The following is an 18,803-nucleotide window of genomic DNA, read 5'->3' on the forward strand; positions in this document are numbered from 1 at the left end:
TCGCCGGGATCGGTACCTAGGGTGACGGCATGACGGTGCAACGTGCGCAGCTCGCGGCCGAAGAGGGGGAGGCCGGCGCGGCGGCGATCAGCCTGCGCGGCGTGGTCAAGCGGTTCGGGACGTTCACCGCGGTGGACGGGCTGGACCTGGACGTCCCCGCGGGCAGCTGCCTGGGGCTGCTCGGGCCGAACGGCGCCGGGAAGTCGACGACCATGAAGATGCTGACCGCGCAGGCGGTGGCGGACGAGGGCGCCATCCGGGTGCTGGGGTTCGAGGTCCCCGCGCAGTCGAAGCAGGCGCGGGCGGCGATGGGGGTCGTCCCCCAGCAGGACAACCTGGACGAGGAGCTGACCGCCCGGGAGAACCTGGAGGTGTTCGCGCACCTGTACCGGGTGCCGCGGCGCGAGCGCCGCGCGGCCGTCGACGACGCGCTGGCGATCGCGCACCTGACCGAGCGCCGGGAGACGAAGGTGGACGACCTCTCGGGCGGGATGCGGCGGCGGCTGCTGATCGCGCGGGGGCTGGTGCACCGCCCGGCGCTGGTGCTGCTGGACGAGCCGACGGTGGGCCTGGACCCGCAGGTCCGGGCGGAGCTGTGGGGCCTGATCGACGGGCTGCGCTCGCGCGGGACGACCGTGCTGATGTCGACGCACTACATCGAGGAGGCCGAGCGGCTGGCGGACGAGTGCGCGCTGATGTCGCACGGGCGGGTGATCGCGCGGGGATCGCCGTCGGAGCTGGTCGCGCGGTACGCGGGCGAGCGGGTGGTGGAGCACTACGGGCCGCCCGACCGGCTGGCGGAGGTCGAGCGGGTCGCGCGGGCGGCGGGGCTGCCGACGCGGCGGACGGGCCCGTCGGTGTCGGTGCTGAAGGCGGAGACGATCGCGCCGTCGCTGGACGAGGAGCTGGGACCGGACGGCGTGCGCCGGGCCGCCAGCCTCGAGGACGTGTTCGTGGTGCTGACCGGGGAGCGAGTGGAATGACCGCAGAGGCCGGGCGGGCGCCGCGGCTGCGGCGCTTCGAGGTGGCGCCGCTGAGGGGGATCTGGCGGCACGAACTGGCGCTGTACAAGCGGTACTGGATGACGCAGTCGTTCGCGTCGATGGTGGAGCCGACGTTCTATCTGCTGGCGTTCGGCTACGGGTTCGGGTCGATGGTCGCGGCGGTGGGCCACTACCGGTACCTGGACTTCGTGGCCACGGGAGTGGTGGGGACGGCGGCGCTGTTCACGTCGGTGTTCCCGGGGATGTTCAACTCCTACATCCGGCGGGCCTTCCAGCACACCTACGACGCGATCCTCGCGGCGCCGGTGGACGTGCACGAGCTGGTGACGGCGGAGGCGTTGTGGATCGCGGCGAAGTCGTCGGTGTACTCGTGCACGCCGATCGTGGTGGCGCTGTTCTTCGGGCTCGATCCGTCGTTCGGGATGCTGCTGGTGCCGTTCATGGTGTTCTTCCTGGCGCTCGGGTTCGGGCTGTTCGGGATGTGGACGTCGTCGGTGGTGCCGTCGATCAACTCGTTCGACTACGTGATCACCGGGGTGGTGACGCCGCTGTTCCTGGTGGCGGGGACGTTCTTCCCGGTGGACGCGCTGCCGGACTGGGCGGGGTACGCGGCGCGGGTGAACCCGCTCTACCACTGCGTGGAGCTGGTGCGGCACGCGGTGTTCGGGCTGCGGCCGCTCGCCGACCTCGGGCATCTGGGGGCGCTGGTGGCGTTCGCGGCCCTCATGTGGATACTGGCGGTCCGGGGGATGCGGAAGCGGCTGATCGACTGATCGGGACGTCTTCCTGGATGATTGACCCGGCGCGTACCCTGTCTCTACGCTGACGCGAATCTTCTTCACATTGTGTCAGGCAGAGAGGTCGGACCGCATGAGCGAGGGCACCACCGAGCGGGACCGCCGGGCGCGGGTCTCCGCCTACGCCGCTTTCGCCGTCCAGGGACTGTGCTTCGCCTCTCTGGTGACGCAGGTGCCGAAGATGCAGAAGACGCACCACCTCAGCGACGGGACGCTCTCGCTGGTGCTGCTGATGGTCCCGCTGATCGCGGGCGTCGGCAGCGTCATCTCGGGGTCGCTGTTCAAGCGCTTCGGCAGCGGCCCCGTGCTGCGGGTCGCGCAGCCCGCGGTGGCCGTCACCATCGTGCTCATCGGCGCCACCGGCGACAACGACCTCGCCCTCTACGGGGCCGTCGCGCTGTTCGGCCTGTTCGTCGGCGCGGTGGACGCCTCGATGAACGCGCAGGCCATCGCGGTCGAGCGCCGGTACGGCGTCAGCCTGATCACCGGCTTCTACGCGGTGTGGTCCGTCGCCGGGATCCTCGGCGGCCTGTGGGCGTCGGCGTCCAACAAGCTGGACCTCTCGCTCCTCACCGGCTTCGGGATCGCCGCCGCCGTCGGCATCGTGGCGTCCCTCGCCACCGGGGCGCGCCTGTACCGGCGCGAGGAGGAGGGCGACGGGCCGTCCGCCGAGGAGCTGAAGGCCGCCGGGCGCAGCGTTCCGTGGCGCCCGATCCTGGTCGTCGGCGCGGCGATGGCCGTCGCCTACCTGGCCGACTCGGCGATCTCCAGCTACGGCGCCAAGTATCTGGACGACGAGCTCTCGGCGAGCGACTGGGTCGCGCCGCTCGGCTACGTCGCCTACCAGATCACGATGGTGATCAGCCGCGCGGTCGCCGACCTCGGCGTCCGCCGCTCGGGCCCGGTCCAGGTCGTGCGGCTCGGCGGGCTGGTCGGCATCATCGGCATGATCGCCGTGGTGGCGGCGCCGAACGCGGCCGTCGCCATCGCCGCCTTCGCGCTCGCCGGCCTCGGCCTCAGCGTGATCGCGCCGGTCTCCTTCTCCGCCGCCGGACGTGTCGACCCGACCGGCCTCGGCGTCGCGGTGGCCCGCGTCAACATCTTCAACTACGTCGGCTTCGTGCTCGGCGCCGCCGTCGTCGGCGCGATCGCGCCGGTCAGCCACGACCACGGGCTGCGGCTGGCGTTCACCGTCCCGGCCGCGCTGATCCTGGTCGTGTTCGTCACCGCCAAGGGCTTCGACCCGAAGCCGGTCGAGGGCGCCGACCCCAACGCGCCCGCCATGGAACGCCCCTTCGCCTGAGCAGCCCCCGAGCGCGCCCGTGGCGCCTCAACGAGCGGATCCGACACGTGGAACCCGGCTGAACACGGCCACGGAAGGCCAGACCTCGACCACCGCCCACGGGCAGGCACTCGGAGCGAGTGCAGCGAGCGGAGCGGGCATGCCCGACGGTCGTCAGGCTGTTTCGCGCGGAGCTCTAGCGGAGCGCGAAACAGCCTGACGACCGTAACGGGGTTCCAGGGGGTCGCCCCCCTGGGCCAGCAGGGTCGCCCCCCTGGGTCTACACAGTCTCTTCCAGGGCGGTGACGGCCTTCTCGCCTTCCACCTGGGCCTGTTCCGGCGTCAGGTCCTGGAGCGCCCGGCTCAGCGCCACCTCGGCGGCGTCGGCGGCGGCGCGCAGGGTGACGGCGTGCTCCTGCGCGCGTTCGAGGTCGCCCAGGCCGACGCAGTCGAAGGCGACCTGCGCGTCGTGACCGGCCATCTTCAGCTGCCGTGCGGCCTCTTCCAGACTCATCCATACCTCCTACACCGGGGATGTTGGTCCTACCCTTCCGTCCCCCCGGTAACCGCTTTGCCGAGCAGCTGTGCCGCCTTGACCAGGCGACTTTCGGCAATTCGGGCATATCCCAGCACGAGGGCGGGGGGCGCGTCGGCGGCGCGTCCGGCGGACCACATCTCGCGGGCGCCGGCCGCCGACACCCCGGACCGCGCGGCGCGGGCCAGCACCGCGTCCTCGTCGGATCCGGGCGGGAGTTCCACATAGAGGTGGATGCCCGCTGAGACGCCGTGAACCGTCGCGCCCGGCACGTATGTGGCGAGCGCGTCGGCGAGGGCGTCGCGGCGGGACCGGTAGCGGCGCCGCATGGTGCGCAGATGCCGGTCGTAGCCGCCGCTGCGGAGGAACTCGGCGAGGGCGTACTGCTCGATGACGGGCGCGCCGAGGTCGGTCTGGCCGCGGTGCTCGCGGAGCCGCGTCGCGAGGCCGGTGGGGGCGAGGGTCCAGCCGAGGCGCAGCGCGGGCGCGAGGGCCTTGCTGACGGAGCCGAGCAGCACGACGCGTTCGGGGTCGACGCCCTGCAGGCAGCCGACGGGTTCGCGGTCGTAGCGGAACTCGGCGTCGTAGTCGTCCTCCAGGATCACGCCGTCGACGTCCCGCGCCCAGGCGATCAGCTCGGCGCGGCGGGACGGGGACAGCACGACGCCGGTGGGGTACTGGTGGGCGGGCGTGACGAGGACGGCGCGCGCGTTGGTCCGGGCGAGCGCGGCGACGTTCACGCCGTCGGCGTCCACCGGGATCCGGACGAGCCGGATGCCGGACGCCTCCAGCATCGGCAGCTGCCGGACGCTGGTGGGGTCCTCGACGGCGAGGACGCGGTGGCCGTCCGCGATCAGCACCCGGACCAGCGCGGACAGCCCGTGCGCCACCCCGTTCATGATGACGACGCGGCGGGGGTCGGCGACGGCGGCGCGGACGCGGCCGAGGTAGCCGGCGAGCTCGGTGCGCAGCGGCCGGACGCCGCCGGGGTCGGGGTAGGTCAGCTCGTCGCTGGGGAGCGTGCGCAGCGCGGCGCGGGTGGCGGCGACCCAGCGCTCCCGGGGGAAGGCGGACAGGTCGGGCTGGCTGGGCCACAGGTCGTAGAGCGCGCCGGGGTCGGGCGGGATGTCGCAGGACGGGAGCGCGGCGGGGTCGGGGTCGTCGGCGGGGGGTACGGGGTCGGGGTCGTCGGGGCGGGCGAGGGGGGCGATGCGGGTGCCGTCGCCGCGCCGGGCGATGAGGAAGCCCTCGGCGGTCAGCTGCTCGTAGGCGGCCACGACGACGCCGCGGGACACCTCGAGGTCGCGCGCGAGGTCGCGGCTCGACGGCAGCCGGGTGCCCGCGGTCAGCCGCCCGGCCCGCACCGCCGCGCGGAAGCCCGCGGCGATCTGCGCGGCCAGCCGTCCCGCCCCGCGGTCGAGTGGGAGATGGAGGTCGGTCACATGACACTCAGCGTCGACCGGGCGTTCATGCGTCACTTACCCGGGATTGGTCCATGATCGATGGTAGCCATTGGCTCTGTCTCCAGGTCCAACGGCCTCCTAGCGTTCGAGTCATGAAGATCTCCTCTCTCTCCTCCGGGGGCGGCGCCGCCGCCGGGACCGCGATGTTCCTCGTCGGCACGCTGACCGCGGTGTCCGCGACGATCGCGGACTATCCGGTCTTCGGCGGCCAGGCCGTCCGGTACACGGTGGCCGCGGTGATCCTGCTGGCGGTGGCGCGGCTGCGCGGCGGGCCGGCCCGGCGTCCGGCGGCGCGGGAGTGGGCGCTGCTGGCGGCGCTGGCGGGGACGGGCCTGGTCGCGTTCAACGTGTGCATCGTCGCGGCGACCCGGGACACCAGCCCGGCCACGATCGGCACGGTGATCGCGACGGTGCCGATCGTGCTGGCGCTGGTCGGTCCGCTGCTGGAGGGCCGCCGGCCCGCACCGGCGGTGGTCGCCTCGGCGTGCGTGGTCGCGGCCGGGGCGGCGCTCGCCAACGGGTTCGGCGGGGGCAGCCTGCGGGGGCTGCTGCTGTCGCTGGGCGCGCTCGCCGGGGAGGTGTGCTTCTCGCTGCTGGCCGTCCCGCTGCTGCCGGCGCTCGGCCCGGTGCGGGTGTCGGCGTACTCGGCGGCGATCGCCGCGCCGATGCTGCTGGCCGTGGGGCTGGTCACCGACGGGACGGCCGTGCTGCGGGCGCCGACCGGCGCGGAGTTCGCGGGGCTGGCGTACCTGTCGGTGATCGTCACCGTGATCGCGTTCCTGCTCTGGTACGGGGCGCTCGGCCGGCTCGGCGCGGACCGGGCGGGGTTGTTCGCCGGGATGATCCCGGTCAGCGCGGTCGTCACCACGGTCGTCCTCGGGCTGGGACGGCCGGGGCCGGCGGACCTCGCGGGGGCGGCGCTGGTGGCGGCGGGGGTCGTCCTCGGGCTGCGGCGCCGGGTCGTACCCTGTGATGCGGCCCCCATCGGAATCGCGCGAGGATCTGCCTGAGATGCCTGAGTTCTCCTACACCGACCTGCTGCCGCTCGGCCCCGACGAGACCGACTACCGGCTCCTGACCTCCGACGGGGTCTCCACGTTCGAGGCGAACGGCCGGACGTTCCTGCAGGTCGAGCCGGAGGCCCTCCGACTCCTCACCGAGACCGCGATGCGCGACATCGCGCACCTGCTGCGGCCCGCGCACCTGGCGCAGCTGCGCCGGATCCTCGACGACCCCGAGGCGTCCCCCAACGACCGGTTCGTGGCGCTGGACCTGCTGAAGAACGCGGGCATCGCGTCCGGCGGCGTGCTGCCGATGTGCCAGGACACCGGCACCGCGATCGTCATGGGCAAGCGCGGCCAGCACGTCCTCACGGACGGGAACGACGAGGAGCACATCTCGCGCGGCGTGTACGACGCGTACACCAGGCTGAACCTGCGGTATTCGCAGATGGCGCCGCTGACGATGTGGGACGAGAAGAACACTGGCAGCAACCTGCCCGCGCAGGTCGAGCTGTACGCGGCGCCGGGCGACGCCTACAAGTTCCTGTTCATGGCCAAGGGCGGCGGCAGCGCGAACAAGTCGTTCCTGTACCAGGAGACCAAGGCCGTCCTGAACCCGAAGCGGATGATGTCCTTCCTGGAGGAGAAGATCCGCTCGCTGGGCACGGCGGCGTGCCCGCCGTACCACCTGGCGATCGTGGTGGGCGGCACGTCCGCCGAGTACGCGCTGAAGACGGCCAAGTACGCGTCGGCGCACTACCTGGACACGATGCCGACGGAGGGCTCGCCGCTCGGCAACGGCTTCCGCGACCTGGAGCTGGAGCTGCAGGTGTTCGAGCTGACGCAGAAGCTCGGCATCGGCGCGCAGTTCGGCGGCAAGTACTTCTGCCACGACGTGCGGGTGATCCGGCTGCCGCGGCACGGCGCGTCCTGCCCGGTGGCGATCGCGGTGTCGTGCAGCGCGGACCGGCAGGCCCTCGCCAAGATCACCGCGGAGGGCGTGTTCCTGGAGCGGCTGGAGACCGACCCGGCGCAGTACCTGCCCGACACCACCGACGAGCACCTGGACGACGAGGTCGTCCAGATCGATCTGAACCGTCCGATGGCGGAGATCCGGGCCGAGCTGACCAAGTACCCGGTGAAGACGCGGCTGTCGCTGACCGGCCCGCTGGTGGTGGCGCGCGACATCGCGCACGCCAAGATCAAGGAGCGGCTGGACGCGGGCGAGCCGATGCCGGCGTACCTGCGCGACCACGCCGTCTACTACGCGGGCCCCGCGAAGACGCCGGAGGGCTACGCGTCGGGCTCGTTCGGGCCGACGACCGCGGGCCGGATGGACTCCTACGTCGAGCAGTTCCAGGCGGCGGGCGGCTCGCTGGTGATGCTGGCCAAGGGCAACCGGTCCAAGCAGGTCACCGACGCGTGCAAGGAGCACGGTGGGTTCTACCTCGGCTCGATCGGCGGCCCGGCGGCGCGGCTCGCGCAGGACTGCATCAAGAAGGTCGAGGTCCTGGAGTACCCGGAGCTCGGCATGGAGGCCGTCTGGAAGATCGAGGTCGAGGACTTCCCGGCCTTCATCGTCGTGGACGACAAGGGCGGCGACTTCTTCGCCGACACCACCGGCCCCGTCCTCACCATCGGCCGCCGCTGACCTGGCGGCCGGGCGCCCTCGGCGTCCCCGGAATCCGGGCCCTGACGGCCCGATTCCGGGGCGTATCGGGGCGGGAGGTCACATATTGGGGCTAAATCCAACTTGGTGGAGACGTCTCCCCGGTGACCGCGTGGCCACTCCGGTATCTTTTCCGCCATGTCTCAGTCAGAGCGCCTCGTGCTGGCGACGCGCTATCGGCTGGTCTCGGAAATAGGTCAGGGCGCCAACGGCACCGTGTGGCGGGGCCATGACGAGCTCCTCGATCGCGCGGTGGCGATCAAGGAGCTGCGGCTCCCCGAGGACCTTTCCCAGGACGACCGGGTGGTCTTCTTCCGCCGTACCCTGCGCGAGGCGCGCGCGCCCGCACAGCTGCGCACCCACTCCATCGTCGAGGTCTACGACGTCGTCACCGAACAGGGCCGGCCGTGGATCGTGATGGAGATGATCGAGGCGCCGAACCTCGAGCAGCTCATCGAGCGCGACGGCCCGCTGCCGCCCGAGCGCGTCGCGCACATCGGGCGGCGGCTGCTGGACGCCCTCAACACCGCGCACAAGGCCGGGATCGTGCATCGCGACCTCAAGCCGAGCAACGTGCTGCTGGACGGCGACCGGGTCGTGCTCACCGACTTCGGGCTGGCGTTCTCGTCGGGCTCGGCGAGCCTGACCAAGACCGGGCACTTCATGGGCTCCCCCGCGTACGTCGCCCCGGAGGTCGCCGCGGGCGAGAAGGCCACGCCCCGCTCCGACCTGTGGTCGCTCGGCGCGACCCTGTACGCCGCGCTGGAGGGCCGTCCGCCGTTCGAGCGCGACAACGTGATGGCGACGCTGAGCGCGCTGGCGAACGAGTCGACGCCGCCGCCGCAGAACGCCGGCGCGCTCGGCCCGGTGATCACCGGGCTGCTGGAGAAGAACCCGACGCGCCGGCTCAGCCACGCCCGCGCGGTGGACCGGCTGGAGCGAGCCATGGCGGGACCGCGCGCCGGGCGCCGGCAGGCGACGCCCCGCTACCGGCTGATGGCGGTGATCGCGCTGATCGGCGCGACCGTCGCGTCCTGCGGGATCGGCGCCACGGCGCTGATCGTCGGGATGATGCGGGAGAGCCCGGGGCCGTCCCCCACCTCCCGCGCCTCCACCCCGTCCGGCCGGCCCGGCGAGGCCGCCCCGCCGGCCGGGGTCGCGAGCAGCACGCTGGTCGTGCGGGCCCGCAGCGGCTCCTGCAAGATCTTCGTCTCGGTGCCCGGCACCGCGATGCGGGTGCTGAGCGACGAGACGCTCAGCGCCGGGGAGGCGCGCCGGTACGGCGAGGCCCACATCAACGCGGTGATCTACGACGCGTCCGCCTGCGACGTGTGGGTGAACGGCCAGGAGAAACCGCTGGGCAAGCCCGGTGAGCGCGTCAGCTACACCGTGACGAAGGGCTCCGGGGGCTGATCACGGCCGCGCCCGCGCGGGAATGCGCGGGCGCCCCGCGCCGCTGCCATGAAGGGCGGCGACGACGATTGCGCGGGGGCTCCACGGGGACGCCCCTCACGGAGGTGGCTTCATGGCGGAGCAGGAATTCCGGGTCGAGCACGACTCCATGGGCGAGGTCCGGGTGCCGGCGGCGGCGAAGTGGCGGGCGCAGACGCAGCGGGCCGTCGAGAACTTCCCGATCTCGGGACGGGGGCTGGAGCCCGCCCACATCGCCGCGCTGGGGCGGATCAAGGCGGCGGCCGCGGCGGTGAACGCCGAGCTCGGCGTGCTGGACAAGGACGTCGCCGAGGCGATCGGCGAGGCGGCCCGCGAGGTCGCGGACGGCCGGTGGAACGACCAGTTCCCCATCGACGTGTTCCAGACCGGGTCCGGGACGTCGTCGAACATGAACGCCAACGAGGTCGTGGCGACGCTGGCGGAGGAGCGGCTCGGCCGGCCCGTCCACCCGAACGACCACGTGAACGCCTCCCAGTCGTCCAACGACGTGTTCCCGTCGTCGATCCACATCGCGGCGACCGGCGCGGTCGTGCACGAGCTGATCCCGGCGCTGCGGCACCTGCGCGACGCGCTGGCCCGCAAGGCCGACGAGTTCGCGACGGTCGTGAAGTCGGGTCGCACGCACCTGATGGACGCGACGCCGGTGACGCTCGGGCAGGAGTTCGGCGGGTTCGCCGCGCAGGTCGGGCACGGCGTGGAGCGGCTGGAGGCGGTGCTGCCGCGGCTGGCGGAGCTGCCGCTCGGCGGCACGGCGGTCGGCACCGGGATCAACACGCCGGAGGGGTTCGCCGCCCGCGTCATCGCGGAGATCGCGCGGGTCACCGGGCTGCCGCTGACCGAGGCCCGCGACCACTTCGAGGCGCAGGGCGCCCGGGACGGCCTCGTCGAGGCGAGCGGCGCGCTGCGCACCGTCGCGGTGAGCCTCAACAAGATCGCCAACGATCTGCGCTGGATGGGGTCGGGGCCGCGGGCCGGGCTCGCCGAGATCCGGCTGCCGGACCTGCAGCCCGGCTCGTCGATCATGCCGGGCAAGGTGAACCCGGTGATCCCGGAGGCGGTGACGCAGGTGGCCGCGCAGGTGATCGGGAACGACGCGGCGATCGCGTTCGGCGGCGCGGCGGGCAGCTTCGAGCTGAACGTGATGCTGCCGATGCTGGCCCGCAACGTGCTGGAGTCGATCACGCTGCTCGCGAACGTGTCGCGGCTGCTCGCGGACCGCTGCGTGGACGGCATCGAGGCGGACGTGGACCGGCTGCGCGAGTACGCCGAGTCGTCGCCGTCGATCGTGACGCCGCTGAACCGCTACATCGGCTACGAGGAGGCGGCGAAGGTCGCCAAGCAGGCCCTCGCGGAGCGCAGGACGATCCGGGAGGTCGTGATCGAGCGCGGCCATGTCGCCGACGGGAAGCTCACCGAGGAGCAGCTGGACGCGGCGCTGGACGTGCTCGGCATGACCAACGCGTCCCGCCGCTGACGGCTTCAGCGACCGCTGGAGGCGTCAGGGGGCGCGCGCGGCGCTGAGGGAAGGCCGTGGCGGGTTCGCCCGCGAGAGGCCGCCACGGCGGCGCGGAGACGGAGAGAGGGGCGGCCCACTGGGCCGCCCCTCTCTCGTGTGCTTCTGGACGCGGTCTAGTACCAGCCGCTGGACTGGGAGTGCGCCCATGCGCCGCAGGGCGTGCTGTACCGGTCCTTGATGTAGCCGAGACCCCACTTGATCTGGGTCGTGGCGTTGTTCTGCCAGTCGGGCCCCGCGCTCGCCATCTTCGAGCCGGGCAGCGCCTGCGGGATCCCGTACGCGCCGGACGGGTTCGCCGCGTGGGTGTTCCAGTGGCTCTCCTTGTTCCACAGGTTCACCAGGCAGCCGAACTGGCCGGAGCCGCTCATGCCGTAGCTCGGCAGCAGCCCCTTGGCGATCTGCTGCGCCTCGCCCGCCGGGACGGGGTCGCCGGACGGGCCGCCGCTCCCGCCGCTCGGCGTCTTCGACTTCGTGGGGGTCGGGGTCGGGATCGGCTTGCCCTTGGCCTGCAGCTTCGGCCCCTTGGCCGGGTCCTCGCGGGTCGCGCGGGAGGCCCGCTCGTAGGCCTCCTTGCGGCGCATCTGCTCCATGACCATGGGGTCGACCTTGGGCGCGGCGGCGGCGTCCGCCAGCTTCTTCGGCTGGACGGTCTTGGTGCCGCCGTCGCCCGACCCGGTCATCGCGAACGCCGCGGCGCCACCGCCGCCGACCACGACCAGCGCGCCCGCGACCACCGCGGCGATCTTCAGGCCGTTGCGGCCGCCGCCGGAGCGGCGCGAGCCGGCGGACCGGCCGGACGCGGGGCGGGAGCCGCCGAGGCGCCGGGGGTTGGAGCGGCGGCCGGAACCGGCGGAGGAGCCGGCGCCGAAGGCGATCTCGTCGCGGGGCTCGCCGGCGTCCTGCCCTCCGGCTCCGGGGGCTCCCATGGCGAGGACGCCCGTCGCGCCGGTCGCGGCGGCCGGGGACTCGCCCTGCGGGACGGCCTGGAAGCCGAGGGTGTCGCCCGCGGGGGGCGCGCCGAACGCGGGCGCCGAACCGGCGACCTTGACGTCCTCGGCGCCGGGTGCGGCCGGGAATGCCTCGGCGCCGCCGAGCCGGGGGGTCTCGGCGGAGGCCGGGGCCGCGTGCGACCACGGCTCCTCGGGGGCAAAGCTCTGTCGTTCGTCTCGCCTAGGGGACCCGGGACGGTCTCCGAACAAGGCGGTCCTTCCGACGGTCGCACGCGCATGGACACGCGGGCGAACTGCTTCCACCCCGGCCCGGCGGCGCGTCCGTACCGCGGACGGCTCCGGGCCCTGAGCGGCTCGCGCCCGCGCGCTTTCACAGGGGGGTGCGCTGCGGGCGGCACCGTTCTGGGGGTGCTTACGAGGAGACACAATGCCCGAGTCCGCGCCCTGCTCCGCAACCGAAACGAGACAAATGCTGCGAGTGGTGCGGTTGTCAACTCCCCGTTCGCATCCCCGAAAACGGGGGAAGACCTGCGATTCCTTCAGTCCGCGTTGGTTTGTGTGACCTTCATCACAAGTCGACGGTGCGGCGTTTAAGGATCACGTTCCGTGCGGTTTTCCACAGGGCCGTCCACAGGCGCGAGACGGGGCGCCCCGCCGGCGCCTCCCGAAGAGGGCCGGCGGGGCGCCCGTCGCGTCCCGTGCGGGACCGATGCACGTCCGGTGCGGTCCGTGCGGTCCCGCTGCGGGTCCGTCAGGCGACGACCTCGCCGAGCATGTCGGTCACCAGCGCCGCGATCGGCGACCGCTCCGACCTCGTCAGCGTCACGTGCGCGAACAGCGGATGCCCCTTCAGCTTCTCCACCACCGCGGCGACGCCGTCGTGCCGCCCGACCCGCAGGTTGTCGCGCTGCGCCACGTCGTGCGTCAGCACCACCCGCGAGCCCGCGCCGATCCGCGACAGCACGGTCAGCAGCACGCCGCGCTCCAGCGACTGCGCCTCGTCCACGATCACGAACGAGTCGTGCAGCGAGCGGCCCCGGATGTGGGTGAGAGGCAGGACCTCCAACATGTCACGGTCCACCACCTCCTCGATGACCTCCGGGGTGGTCACCGCCGAGAGCGTGTCGTAGACGGCCTGCGCCCACGGCGACATCTTCTCGTTCTCCGACCCCGGCAGGTAGCCGAGCTCCTGGCCGCCGACCGCGTACAGCGGGCGGAACACCACGACCTTGCGGTGCCGCCGCCGCTCCATCACGGCCTCCAGGCCCGCGCACAGCGCGAGCGCCGACTTGCCCGTGCCGGCCCGCCCGCCGAGCGAGACGATCCCGACGTCCTCGTCCATCAGCAGGTCGAGGGCGATGCGCTGCTCCGCGGACCGGCCGCGCAGCCCGAACACCTCCCGGTCGCCCTTCACCAGCTTCACCGACTTGTCGGGCAGCGTCCGGCCGAGCGCCGACCCGCGCTCCGACAGCAGCCGCAGGCCCGTGTGGCACGGCAGGTCCCGCGCCTCCTCCAGGTCCGCGCCGCCCGTCTCGTACAGCTCCTCGACGAGCCCGCCCGGCACCTCCAGCTCCCGCATCCCGGTCCAGCCGGACTCCACCACGGCCAGCTCCGCCCGGTACTCCTCGGCGGCGAGCCCGACCGCGGACGCCTTCACCCGCATCGGCAGGTCCTTGGAGACCAGCACCACGTCGCGTCCCTCGCGGGCGAGCCACGCCGCCACCGACAGGATGCGGGTGTCGTTGTCGCCGAGCCGGAAGCCGTCCGGCAGCACGCTCGGGTCGGAGTGGTTCAGCTCGACGCGCAGCGTCCCGCCCTGGTCGCCGTTCGGCCCCTGCACCGACACGGCCTCGTCCAGCCGGCCGTGCTCCAGCCGCAGGTCGTCGAGGGTGCGCAGGGCCTGCCGGGCGAAGTAGCCGAGCTCCGGGTGGTGGCGCTTGGCCTCGAGCTCGGAGATGACGACGATGGGCAGCACGACCTCGTGCTCGGCGAACCGGGTCATCGCCCCCGGGTCGGCGAGCAGGACGCTGGTGTCGAGGACGTACGTGCGCCGGTCCGGAACGGGCGTTCCGGCGGGGATCCCGGACTCGGGACGGCGCGGCGAGGTTGTGGCCACTCGATCTCCCTGACTATGGGGGATGTACCGGTGGCGCGACAGTCCGCCCCCGTACGGCCGGAGACCCCGGTCAGGGGTCGGCGGCCTGGGGCGGTGGTCTCTGCGACGGAGGCGACAGGAAGACCGTCAGGTACCGTAGCGCCGGTGCCGCGCGGCGTAGGAACGCATCGCCCGCAGGAAGTCGACCTTGCGGAAGTCCGGCCAGTGGACCTCGCAGAAGTAGAACTCCGAGTGGGCGCTCTGCCAGAGCATGAAGCCGGACAGGCGCTGCTCCCCCGAGGTGCGGATGACCAGATCCGGGTCCGGCTGGCCGCGCGTGTAGAGATGCTCGGCGATGTGCTCCACCTCGAGGCCCTCGGCGAGTTCCTCGATGCTGGTGCCACGGCTCGCCTGCTCGATGAGCAGAGAGCGCACCGCATCAGCGATCTCACGCCTACCTCCATACCCAACGGCGACGTTCACAATCAGGCCGGGAGCGCCGGATGTCGCCTCACCCGCGTCTTTCAGGACGCGGGCGGTCTTATCGGGCAGGAGGTCGAGGGCGCCGACGGGCTTGACGTGCCACCCCTCGTCGGCGAGCTTCCGGACGGTGTTCTCGATGATCTCCAGCAGCGGGTCGAGCTCGTTCGCGGGACGGTTCAGGTTGTCGGTGGACAGCAGCCAGAGCGTGACGTGCTCCACCCCGGCCTCGGTGCTCCACTGCAGCAGCTCGGAGATCTTGTCGGCGCCGCGCTGGTGCCCGTGGTTGACGTCGGCCAACCCCATCGACCTGGCCCAACGCCGGTTCCCGTCGAGGATGACGCCGACGTGCCGGGGGGTGATGTCGGTGGGCAGGGACGCCTCGACGCGGTTCTCGTACATGCGGTAGACGGCGTCCCGGACGGCCGCGTACGGCCCGCTGCGGCGGATCGCGGCGGTCAGCCGGCCGCCGGCGGACGGGATGCGGCGCGCACCGCGCTCCCGGGCCGCGCCGCCCTCGGCGCCGCCCTTCGCGGCCTCGTCGCGCCGTGACATCCCCGTACGCCGAACCCCCATGTGGGCATCCCTTCGAGCGATCCTCCCTGATGGGAACGGACGCTCAATTATGGCCCGACGGCGACACTTTTCCTGCCGTTCCGGTGATGTCAGGCTAGCGCGCAGGTCGGGAGGCCCGGCCGCGCCGAGCCGGCCCGGCCGGCCGGGCCGCCGCGAACGCTCCGGGCACTCCTGACGTTCCGGACAGCCCCGCATGATCGACATCGGCCAGCAGCGCGTTCAGGAACCGGGCGAGCTCGGCGGAGGTGAGCACGGCGCGGATGCCGCGCCCGCTCGCGCCCCACGCCTCGATCACGGCCCGGCGCGCCACCCGCCAGCGCCCGGCGGCGGACTGCTGGCGCCCCACCCACATCGAGGACGTCCGCACCGCGCAGCGCAGCTCGCCGGTGCTGATCACGTCGCCGCGGTCGCGGTAGCGGAAGGCGAACAGCTCGGGCTCCCGGGCGGCGCCGGCCGCGGGCGGGTCGGGGAAGCGGTCGTCGGGGTCCGGCCAGCGGGCCGCCTGCGGGGAGCCGTCGGCGCGGGCGGCGTCGACCCGGCGGGCGAGGTCGGCCAGGAAGTAGCCGCAGCGCTCCCCCACGGCGCCGAAGCGGTCGCCGTCGCGGCGCAGTTCCAGGGTGACCTCGAACGGGGTGCCGCCGCGGTCCAGCGAGGCGACCGGCACGACGTCCAGCACCGAGCCGTCCAGGCAGCGCAGCGCCCTCACGCTCCGTCCCCCTCCCCGGCGTCGTCCCGGCGCGGCCGACCCGCGCTTCAACGCACATTAGGCCAGGTCGGCACCATGATCACACCCAGCGGACGTCGGGATCGCGTAATGATCCGCGGAGGCGGCGGTCAGGGTTGCGGGCCGGCGGCGCGGGCGCGCTCGACGTGCTCCAGGGCGCTGCGCAGCTCGCCGAGCCACTCGTCGGTGTTCTTGCCGACGAGCCGGACGCACCACGCGAGCGCGTCGCTGCGGCTGCGGGCGACCCCGGCCTCGACGAGGGTGTCCAGGACGCGGCGCTCGGGCTGGCGGAGCCGGGTCATGACCGGCACCGACAGGGTGGTGAACATCTCCCGGTGGCCACCGCACTCGACGCCCCAGGAGACCTTGTGGCCGAAGGCGTGCTCGGCCTCGCGCGCGATGGCGATGCGCTGGTCGCGGGTGTCGGCGCGGAAGCGCTGGACGTGCCCGGCGAGCAGCGCGGACCGCTCGGTCTCCGAGACGTCCTGCGCGGCGTCCGGCTCGGGGAGCCGGCCGACCACGCTGACCTCCTCGCGGTCGACGACGACCTCGGGCGCGCCCTCGAACCAGCCGTCGGGCAGGCGCCCGGCGAACCAGCCGCGCAGCCGGTCCGCCGCTTCGCTCGTATTCATGTAATCAAAATTACAGCCTGCAGGACGGCAGCACCAGCCTCCATCGCGATTGACACTCGCTATTTTTTGAGAGTTACTATCAAAAACGATTGACTCTTACTTGGAGGCGAGTGTCATGAGGGTGGGCAACGAAAGGCGCTGGTGGGGGCTCGGCGCCCTGGCGCTGAGCATGCTGGCGCTCGGCTTCGACATGACGATCCTCAACGTGGCGCTGACCACCATCTCGGAGAAGCTGCACGCGAGCACCAGCGAACTCCAGTGGATCGTCGACTCCTACCTGCTGGTCTTCGCCGCGCTGCTGCTCCCGGCCGGGCTGCTCGGCGACCGCCTCGGCCGCAGGCGCACGCTGCTGGCCGGCATGGCGGTCTTCGGCGCCGCCTCGCTCGCCGGGGCGCTGGCGGGCGGCACCGGCGGCGTCATCGCCGCCCGCGCCTTCATGGGCCTGGGTGCGGCGATCATGATGCCGCTGTCGATGTCCATGCTCCCGGCCGTCTTCCCGCCGCACGAGCGGACCCGCGCCATCGCCGTGTGGTCCTCGGCGTCCGCCCTCGGGCTGCCGATCGGCCCGCTGCTCGGCGGCTGGCTGCTGGAGCACTTCTCCTGGACCTCGATCTTCCTGGTCAACGTCCCGATCGTGGCGGTCGGCGGCATCGCCCTGGCCTTCACCATGCCCGAGACCAGGGACCCGGCCGCCCCCAAGGCGGACGGCCCCGGCTCGCTGCTGTCGATGGGCGGCCTCGTCGCCCTGGTCTACGGGGTCATCGAGGCCCCCGTGCGCGGCTGGGGCGACCCCGCCGTGCTCGGCGTGCTCGCCCTCTCCGCCGTCCTGCTGACCGCGTTCGTGCTGTGGGAGCGGCGGGCGCCGCAGCCGATGATGGACGTCCGGCTGTTCCACGACCCCCGGTTCAGCTGGGCGATGGTCGCCGCCGTCGCCGCGAACCTGCTCATGGGCGGGCTGCTGTTCGTGTTCCCGCAGTACCTGCAGGCCGTCCTCGGCAACGACGCGTTCGGCACCGGGCTGCGGCTCATCCCGATGCTGCTCGGCCTCCTCGCCGGGGGCCTCACCACCGACCGGATCGTCCCGCGCACCGGCCACAAGCCGATCATCGTGACCGGGCTGGCCGTCCTCGCGGCGGGCCTCGGCTGGGGCGCGTTCACCGACGCCGGCGACTCCTACGGCTCCATCGTCCCGTGGCTGCTGCTGATCGGCCTCGGCTGCGGCCTGTCCCTTGTCCCCGCGATGGACGCCCTGATGGCGGCGCTCCCCGCCGACCAGGCAGGGCGCGGATCCGGGCTCGTCCAGACGCTCCGCCAGACCGGCGGCACCCTCGGCGTCGCGGGCCTCGGCAGCCTGCTGTCGGCCGTCTACCGCGACCACGTCGCGACCGGGGGCCTGCCCGGCGCGGCCGCGGACGCCGCGCACGGCTCGGTCGGCGGCGCCGTCGCGGTCGCCGGGAAGCTCCACGACGCGGCCCTGCTGGCGTCCGCCCGCGACGCCTACGTCCACGGGATGGACGCGGTGCTCGCCGCCTGCGCAGCCGCGTCGCTGGCCGTCGCCGTCCTCCTCCTCGCCTTCCAGCCGGGCCGCCGGGGTGCGGACGTCACCGCCGATGAACCAGAATCGACACATGAGCACGTCGCACCCTGAGCACGCCCTCGACCGCCTGGAGGACCGGCTCGCCCGGCTGCCGCTCAGGGAGCGCAAGAAGCTGAGGACCCGGAGGGCGATCCAGGACCACGCCCTCCGGCTCTTCACCGAGCAGGGCTACGACCAGACCACCGTCGAGCAGATCGCCGCCGCCGCGGAGATCTCCCCGAGCACGTTCTTCCGGTACTTCCCCACCAAGGAAGACGTCGTGGTCACCGACGAGTACGACCCGATCATGGCGGAGATCTTCCGCGACCAGCCGCCCGAGCTGTCCACGGTCGAGGCGCTGCGCGCGACGCTCCGCGAGATCCTCCCGCAGATGCTGGACGAGGACCTCGAGGTGATCAACACCCGGCTGCGGCTGACCGCCGAGGTCCCCGCGCTGCGCAGCCGGACCTTCGAGTCCATGCGCGAGGGCACCGCCGCGATGCTGTGCGAGGCCGTCGGCGCCCGGGTCGGCCGCCCGCCCACCGACCGGGAGGTCCAGGCGTTCACCTGGGCCGTCATCGGCGTCATGCAGGCCGCCATGTACCAGTGGATCGACGGCGACGCCACCGCCCACGACATGCCGGACCTCATCGACCGCAACCTGGACTTCCTGTCCCGCGGCTGTCGCTTTTAGCCCAGGGGGCGACTTTTATCCAGGAGGGCGACCCCCTGGAACCCCCGTCACGGTCGTGAGGCCGTTTCCCCGCTCCGCTAGAGCTCCGCGGCGAAACGGCCTCACGACCGGCGGGCGTGCCCGCTGCGCTCGCTGCACTCGCTCCGCGTGCACGCCCGTGAGGTGGTTGCGGTTCGAGCCTGCCGGGGACTGAGGTTCAAGCCTGCCGGGGCTGGGATCCGAGCCTGCCGGGGCTGAGGTTCGAGCCTGGCCGGGGGCTGGGGGCTGGGGGTCGAGCGTGCCGGGGTTGGGATCCGAGCCTGCCGGGGCTGAGGTTCGAGCCTGGCCGGGGGCTGGGGGCTGGGGGTCGAGCGTGCC

General features: G+C 73.0%; 16 protein-coding genes. 9 read left to right on the forward strand and 7 right to left on the reverse strand.

Translation table 11 applies throughout. The features are described 5' to 3' along the window. The first annotated feature begins 29 nt into the window (after positions 1–29). The 3 genes from J4557_RS04095 (at position 30) to J4557_RS04105 (ending at position 3,104) form a co-directional block, all read left to right on the forward strand. Positions 30–983 (forward strand): ABC transporter ATP-binding protein, encoded by a 954-nt coding sequence (locus tag J4557_RS04095; protein ID WP_208264972.1) that lies wholly within the window; start codon positions 30–32, stop codon positions 981–983. Beyond that, entirely contained in the window at positions 980–1,777 is a 798-nt protein-coding gene (locus J4557_RS04100; protein ID WP_208264973.1) for an ABC transporter permease, read from the forward strand. The genes J4557_RS04095 and J4557_RS04100 overlap by 4 nt, the downstream gene beginning before the upstream one ends. A gap of 97 nt (positions 1,778–1,874) precedes the next feature. Next, positions 1,875–3,104, forward strand: coding sequence for an MFS transporter (locus tag J4557_RS04105; protein WP_208264974.1), 1,230 nt, complete (start codon positions 1,875–1,877; stop codon positions 3,102–3,104). Between the two features lie 259 nt (positions 3,105–3,363). On the opposite strand, the gene J4557_RS04110 is transcribed toward J4557_RS04105, so the two are convergent. Continuing rightward, positions 3,364–3,597 carry a hypothetical protein gene (locus tag J4557_RS04110; protein ID WP_208264975.1) on the reverse strand — a complete coding sequence of 78 codons (234 nt, stop codon included), beginning with the start codon at positions 3,595–3,597 and terminating at the stop codon, positions 3,364–3,366. Between the two features lie 29 nt (positions 3,598–3,626). Further along, complete coding sequence (gene pdxR, locus J4557_RS04115) at positions 3,627–5,060, reverse strand: MocR-like pyridoxine biosynthesis transcription factor PdxR (protein ID WP_208264976.1); 1,434 nt, start codon at positions 5,058–5,060, stop codon at positions 3,627–3,629. Between the two features lie 113 nt (positions 5,061–5,173). On the opposite strand from pdxR, the gene J4557_RS04120 reads away from it, so the two are divergent. The 4 genes from J4557_RS04120 to J4557_RS04135 all read left to right on the forward strand — a co-directional run bounded on the left by J4557_RS04120 (position 5,174) and on the right by J4557_RS04135 (position 10,677). After that, the gene (locus J4557_RS04120) at positions 5,174–6,091 is read left to right on the forward strand and encodes a DMT family transporter (RefSeq protein WP_208264977.1); all 918 of its coding nucleotides are present in this window, start codon (positions 5,174–5,176) and stop codon (positions 6,089–6,091) included. Position 6,092: 1 nt separating this feature from the next. Further along, a complete protein-coding gene (locus tag J4557_RS04125; RefSeq protein ID WP_208264978.1) occupies positions 6,093–7,733 on the forward strand; it encodes a fumarate hydratase in 1,641 nt (546 codons plus the stop codon). 156 nt (positions 7,734–7,889) lie between these two features. After that, a complete protein-coding gene (locus tag J4557_RS04130) occupies positions 7,890–9,164 on the forward strand; it encodes a serine/threonine-protein kinase (RefSeq protein ID WP_208264979.1) in 1,275 nt (424 codons plus the stop codon). Positions 9,165–9,276: 112 nt separating this feature from the next. Beyond that, positions 9,277–10,677 carry a class II fumarate hydratase gene (locus J4557_RS04135; protein ID WP_208264980.1) on the forward strand — a complete coding sequence of 467 codons (1,401 nt, stop codon included), beginning with the start codon at positions 9,277–9,279 and terminating at the stop codon, positions 10,675–10,677. Between the two features lie 155 nt (positions 10,678–10,832). On the opposite strand, the gene J4557_RS51530 is transcribed toward J4557_RS04135, so the two are convergent. From J4557_RS51530 to abmR, 5 genes are all read right to left on the reverse strand, one after another. After that, a complete protein-coding gene (locus J4557_RS51530; RefSeq protein ID WP_307799373.1) occupies positions 10,833–11,918 on the reverse strand; it encodes an aggregation-promoting factor C-terminal-like domain-containing protein in 1,086 nt (361 codons plus the stop codon). A gap of 502 nt (positions 11,919–12,420) precedes the next feature. After that, positions 12,421–13,749: an RNA 5'-3' helicase PhoH2 gene (phoH2, locus tag J4557_RS04145; RefSeq protein WP_208265058.1), complete on the reverse strand. Its 1,329-nt coding sequence runs from the start codon at positions 13,747–13,749 to the stop codon at positions 12,421–12,423. 162 nt (positions 13,750–13,911) lie between these two features. Beyond that, entirely contained in the window at positions 13,912–14,820 is a 909-nt protein-coding gene (locus J4557_RS04150) for an isoprenyl transferase (protein ID WP_279575953.1), read from the reverse strand. A 94-nt stretch (positions 14,821–14,914) separates the two neighbouring features. After that, positions 14,915–15,526, reverse strand: coding sequence for a hypothetical protein (locus J4557_RS04155; protein ID WP_307799374.1), 612 nt, complete (start codon positions 15,524–15,526; stop codon positions 14,915–14,917). Positions 15,527–15,654: 128 nt separating this feature from the next. After that, entirely contained in the window at positions 15,655–16,176 is a 522-nt protein-coding gene (gene abmR / locus J4557_RS04160) for an ATP-binding transcription factor AbmR (RefSeq protein WP_208264981.1), read from the reverse strand. A 115-nt stretch (positions 16,177–16,291) separates the two neighbouring features. Between abmR and J4557_RS04165 the strand changes: the two genes are divergently transcribed. Next, a complete protein-coding gene (locus tag J4557_RS04165) occupies positions 16,292–17,824 on the forward strand; it encodes an MFS transporter (protein WP_372442439.1) in 1,533 nt (510 codons plus the stop codon). Next, entirely contained in the window at positions 17,805–18,446 is a 642-nt protein-coding gene (locus J4557_RS04170; RefSeq protein ID WP_208264983.1) for an acyl-CoA-like ligand-binding transcription factor, read from the forward strand. The genes J4557_RS04165 and J4557_RS04170 overlap by 20 nt, the downstream gene beginning before the upstream one ends. Positions 18,447–18,803 lie beyond the last annotated feature (357 nt).

Source organism: Actinomadura nitritigenes (genome assembly GCF_017573545.1).
GTDB classification, from domain to species: domain Bacteria; phylum Actinomycetota; class Actinomycetes; order Streptosporangiales; family Streptosporangiaceae; genus Spirillospora; species Spirillospora nitritigenes.

Coding starts and splice junctions, on each gene's coding strand:
- J4557_RS04095 (WP_208264972.1), top strand. CDS start 30: ATGACGGTGCAACGTGCGCAGCTCGCGGCCGAAGAGGGGGAGGCCGGC.
- J4557_RS04100 (WP_208264973.1), top strand. CDS start 980: ATGACCGCAGAGGCCGGGCGGGCGCCGCGGCTGCGGCGCTTCGAGGTG.
- J4557_RS04105 (WP_208264974.1), top strand. CDS start 1,875: ATGAGCGAGGGCACCACCGAGCGGGACCGCCGGGCGCGGGTCTCCGCC.
- J4557_RS04110 (WP_208264975.1), bottom strand. CDS start 3,597: ATGAGTCTGGAAGAGGCCGCACGGCAGCTGAAGATGGCCGGTCACGAC.
- J4557_RS04120 (WP_208264977.1), top strand. CDS start 5,174: ATGAAGATCTCCTCTCTCTCCTCCGGGGGCGGCGCCGCCGCCGGGACC.
- J4557_RS04125 (WP_208264978.1), top strand. CDS start 6,093: ATGCCTGAGTTCTCCTACACCGACCTGCTGCCGCTCGGCCCCGACGAG.
- J4557_RS04130 (WP_208264979.1), top strand. CDS start 7,890: ATGTCTCAGTCAGAGCGCCTCGTGCTGGCGACGCGCTATCGGCTGGTC.
- J4557_RS04135 (WP_208264980.1), top strand. CDS start 9,277: ATGGCGGAGCAGGAATTCCGGGTCGAGCACGACTCCATGGGCGAGGTC.
- J4557_RS04150 (WP_279575953.1), bottom strand. CDS start 14,820: ATGGGGGTTCGGCGTACGGGGATGTCACGGCGCGACGAGGCCGCGAAG.
- abmR (WP_208264981.1), bottom strand. CDS start 16,176: ATGAATACGAGCGAAGCGGCGGACCGGCTGCGCGGCTGGTTCGCCGGG.
- J4557_RS04165 (WP_372442439.1), top strand. CDS start 16,292: ATGAGGGTGGGCAACGAAAGGCGCTGGTGGGGGCTCGGCGCCCTGGCG.
- J4557_RS04170 (WP_208264983.1), top strand. CDS start 17,805: ATGAGCACGTCGCACCCTGAGCACGCCCTCGACCGCCTGGAGGACCGG.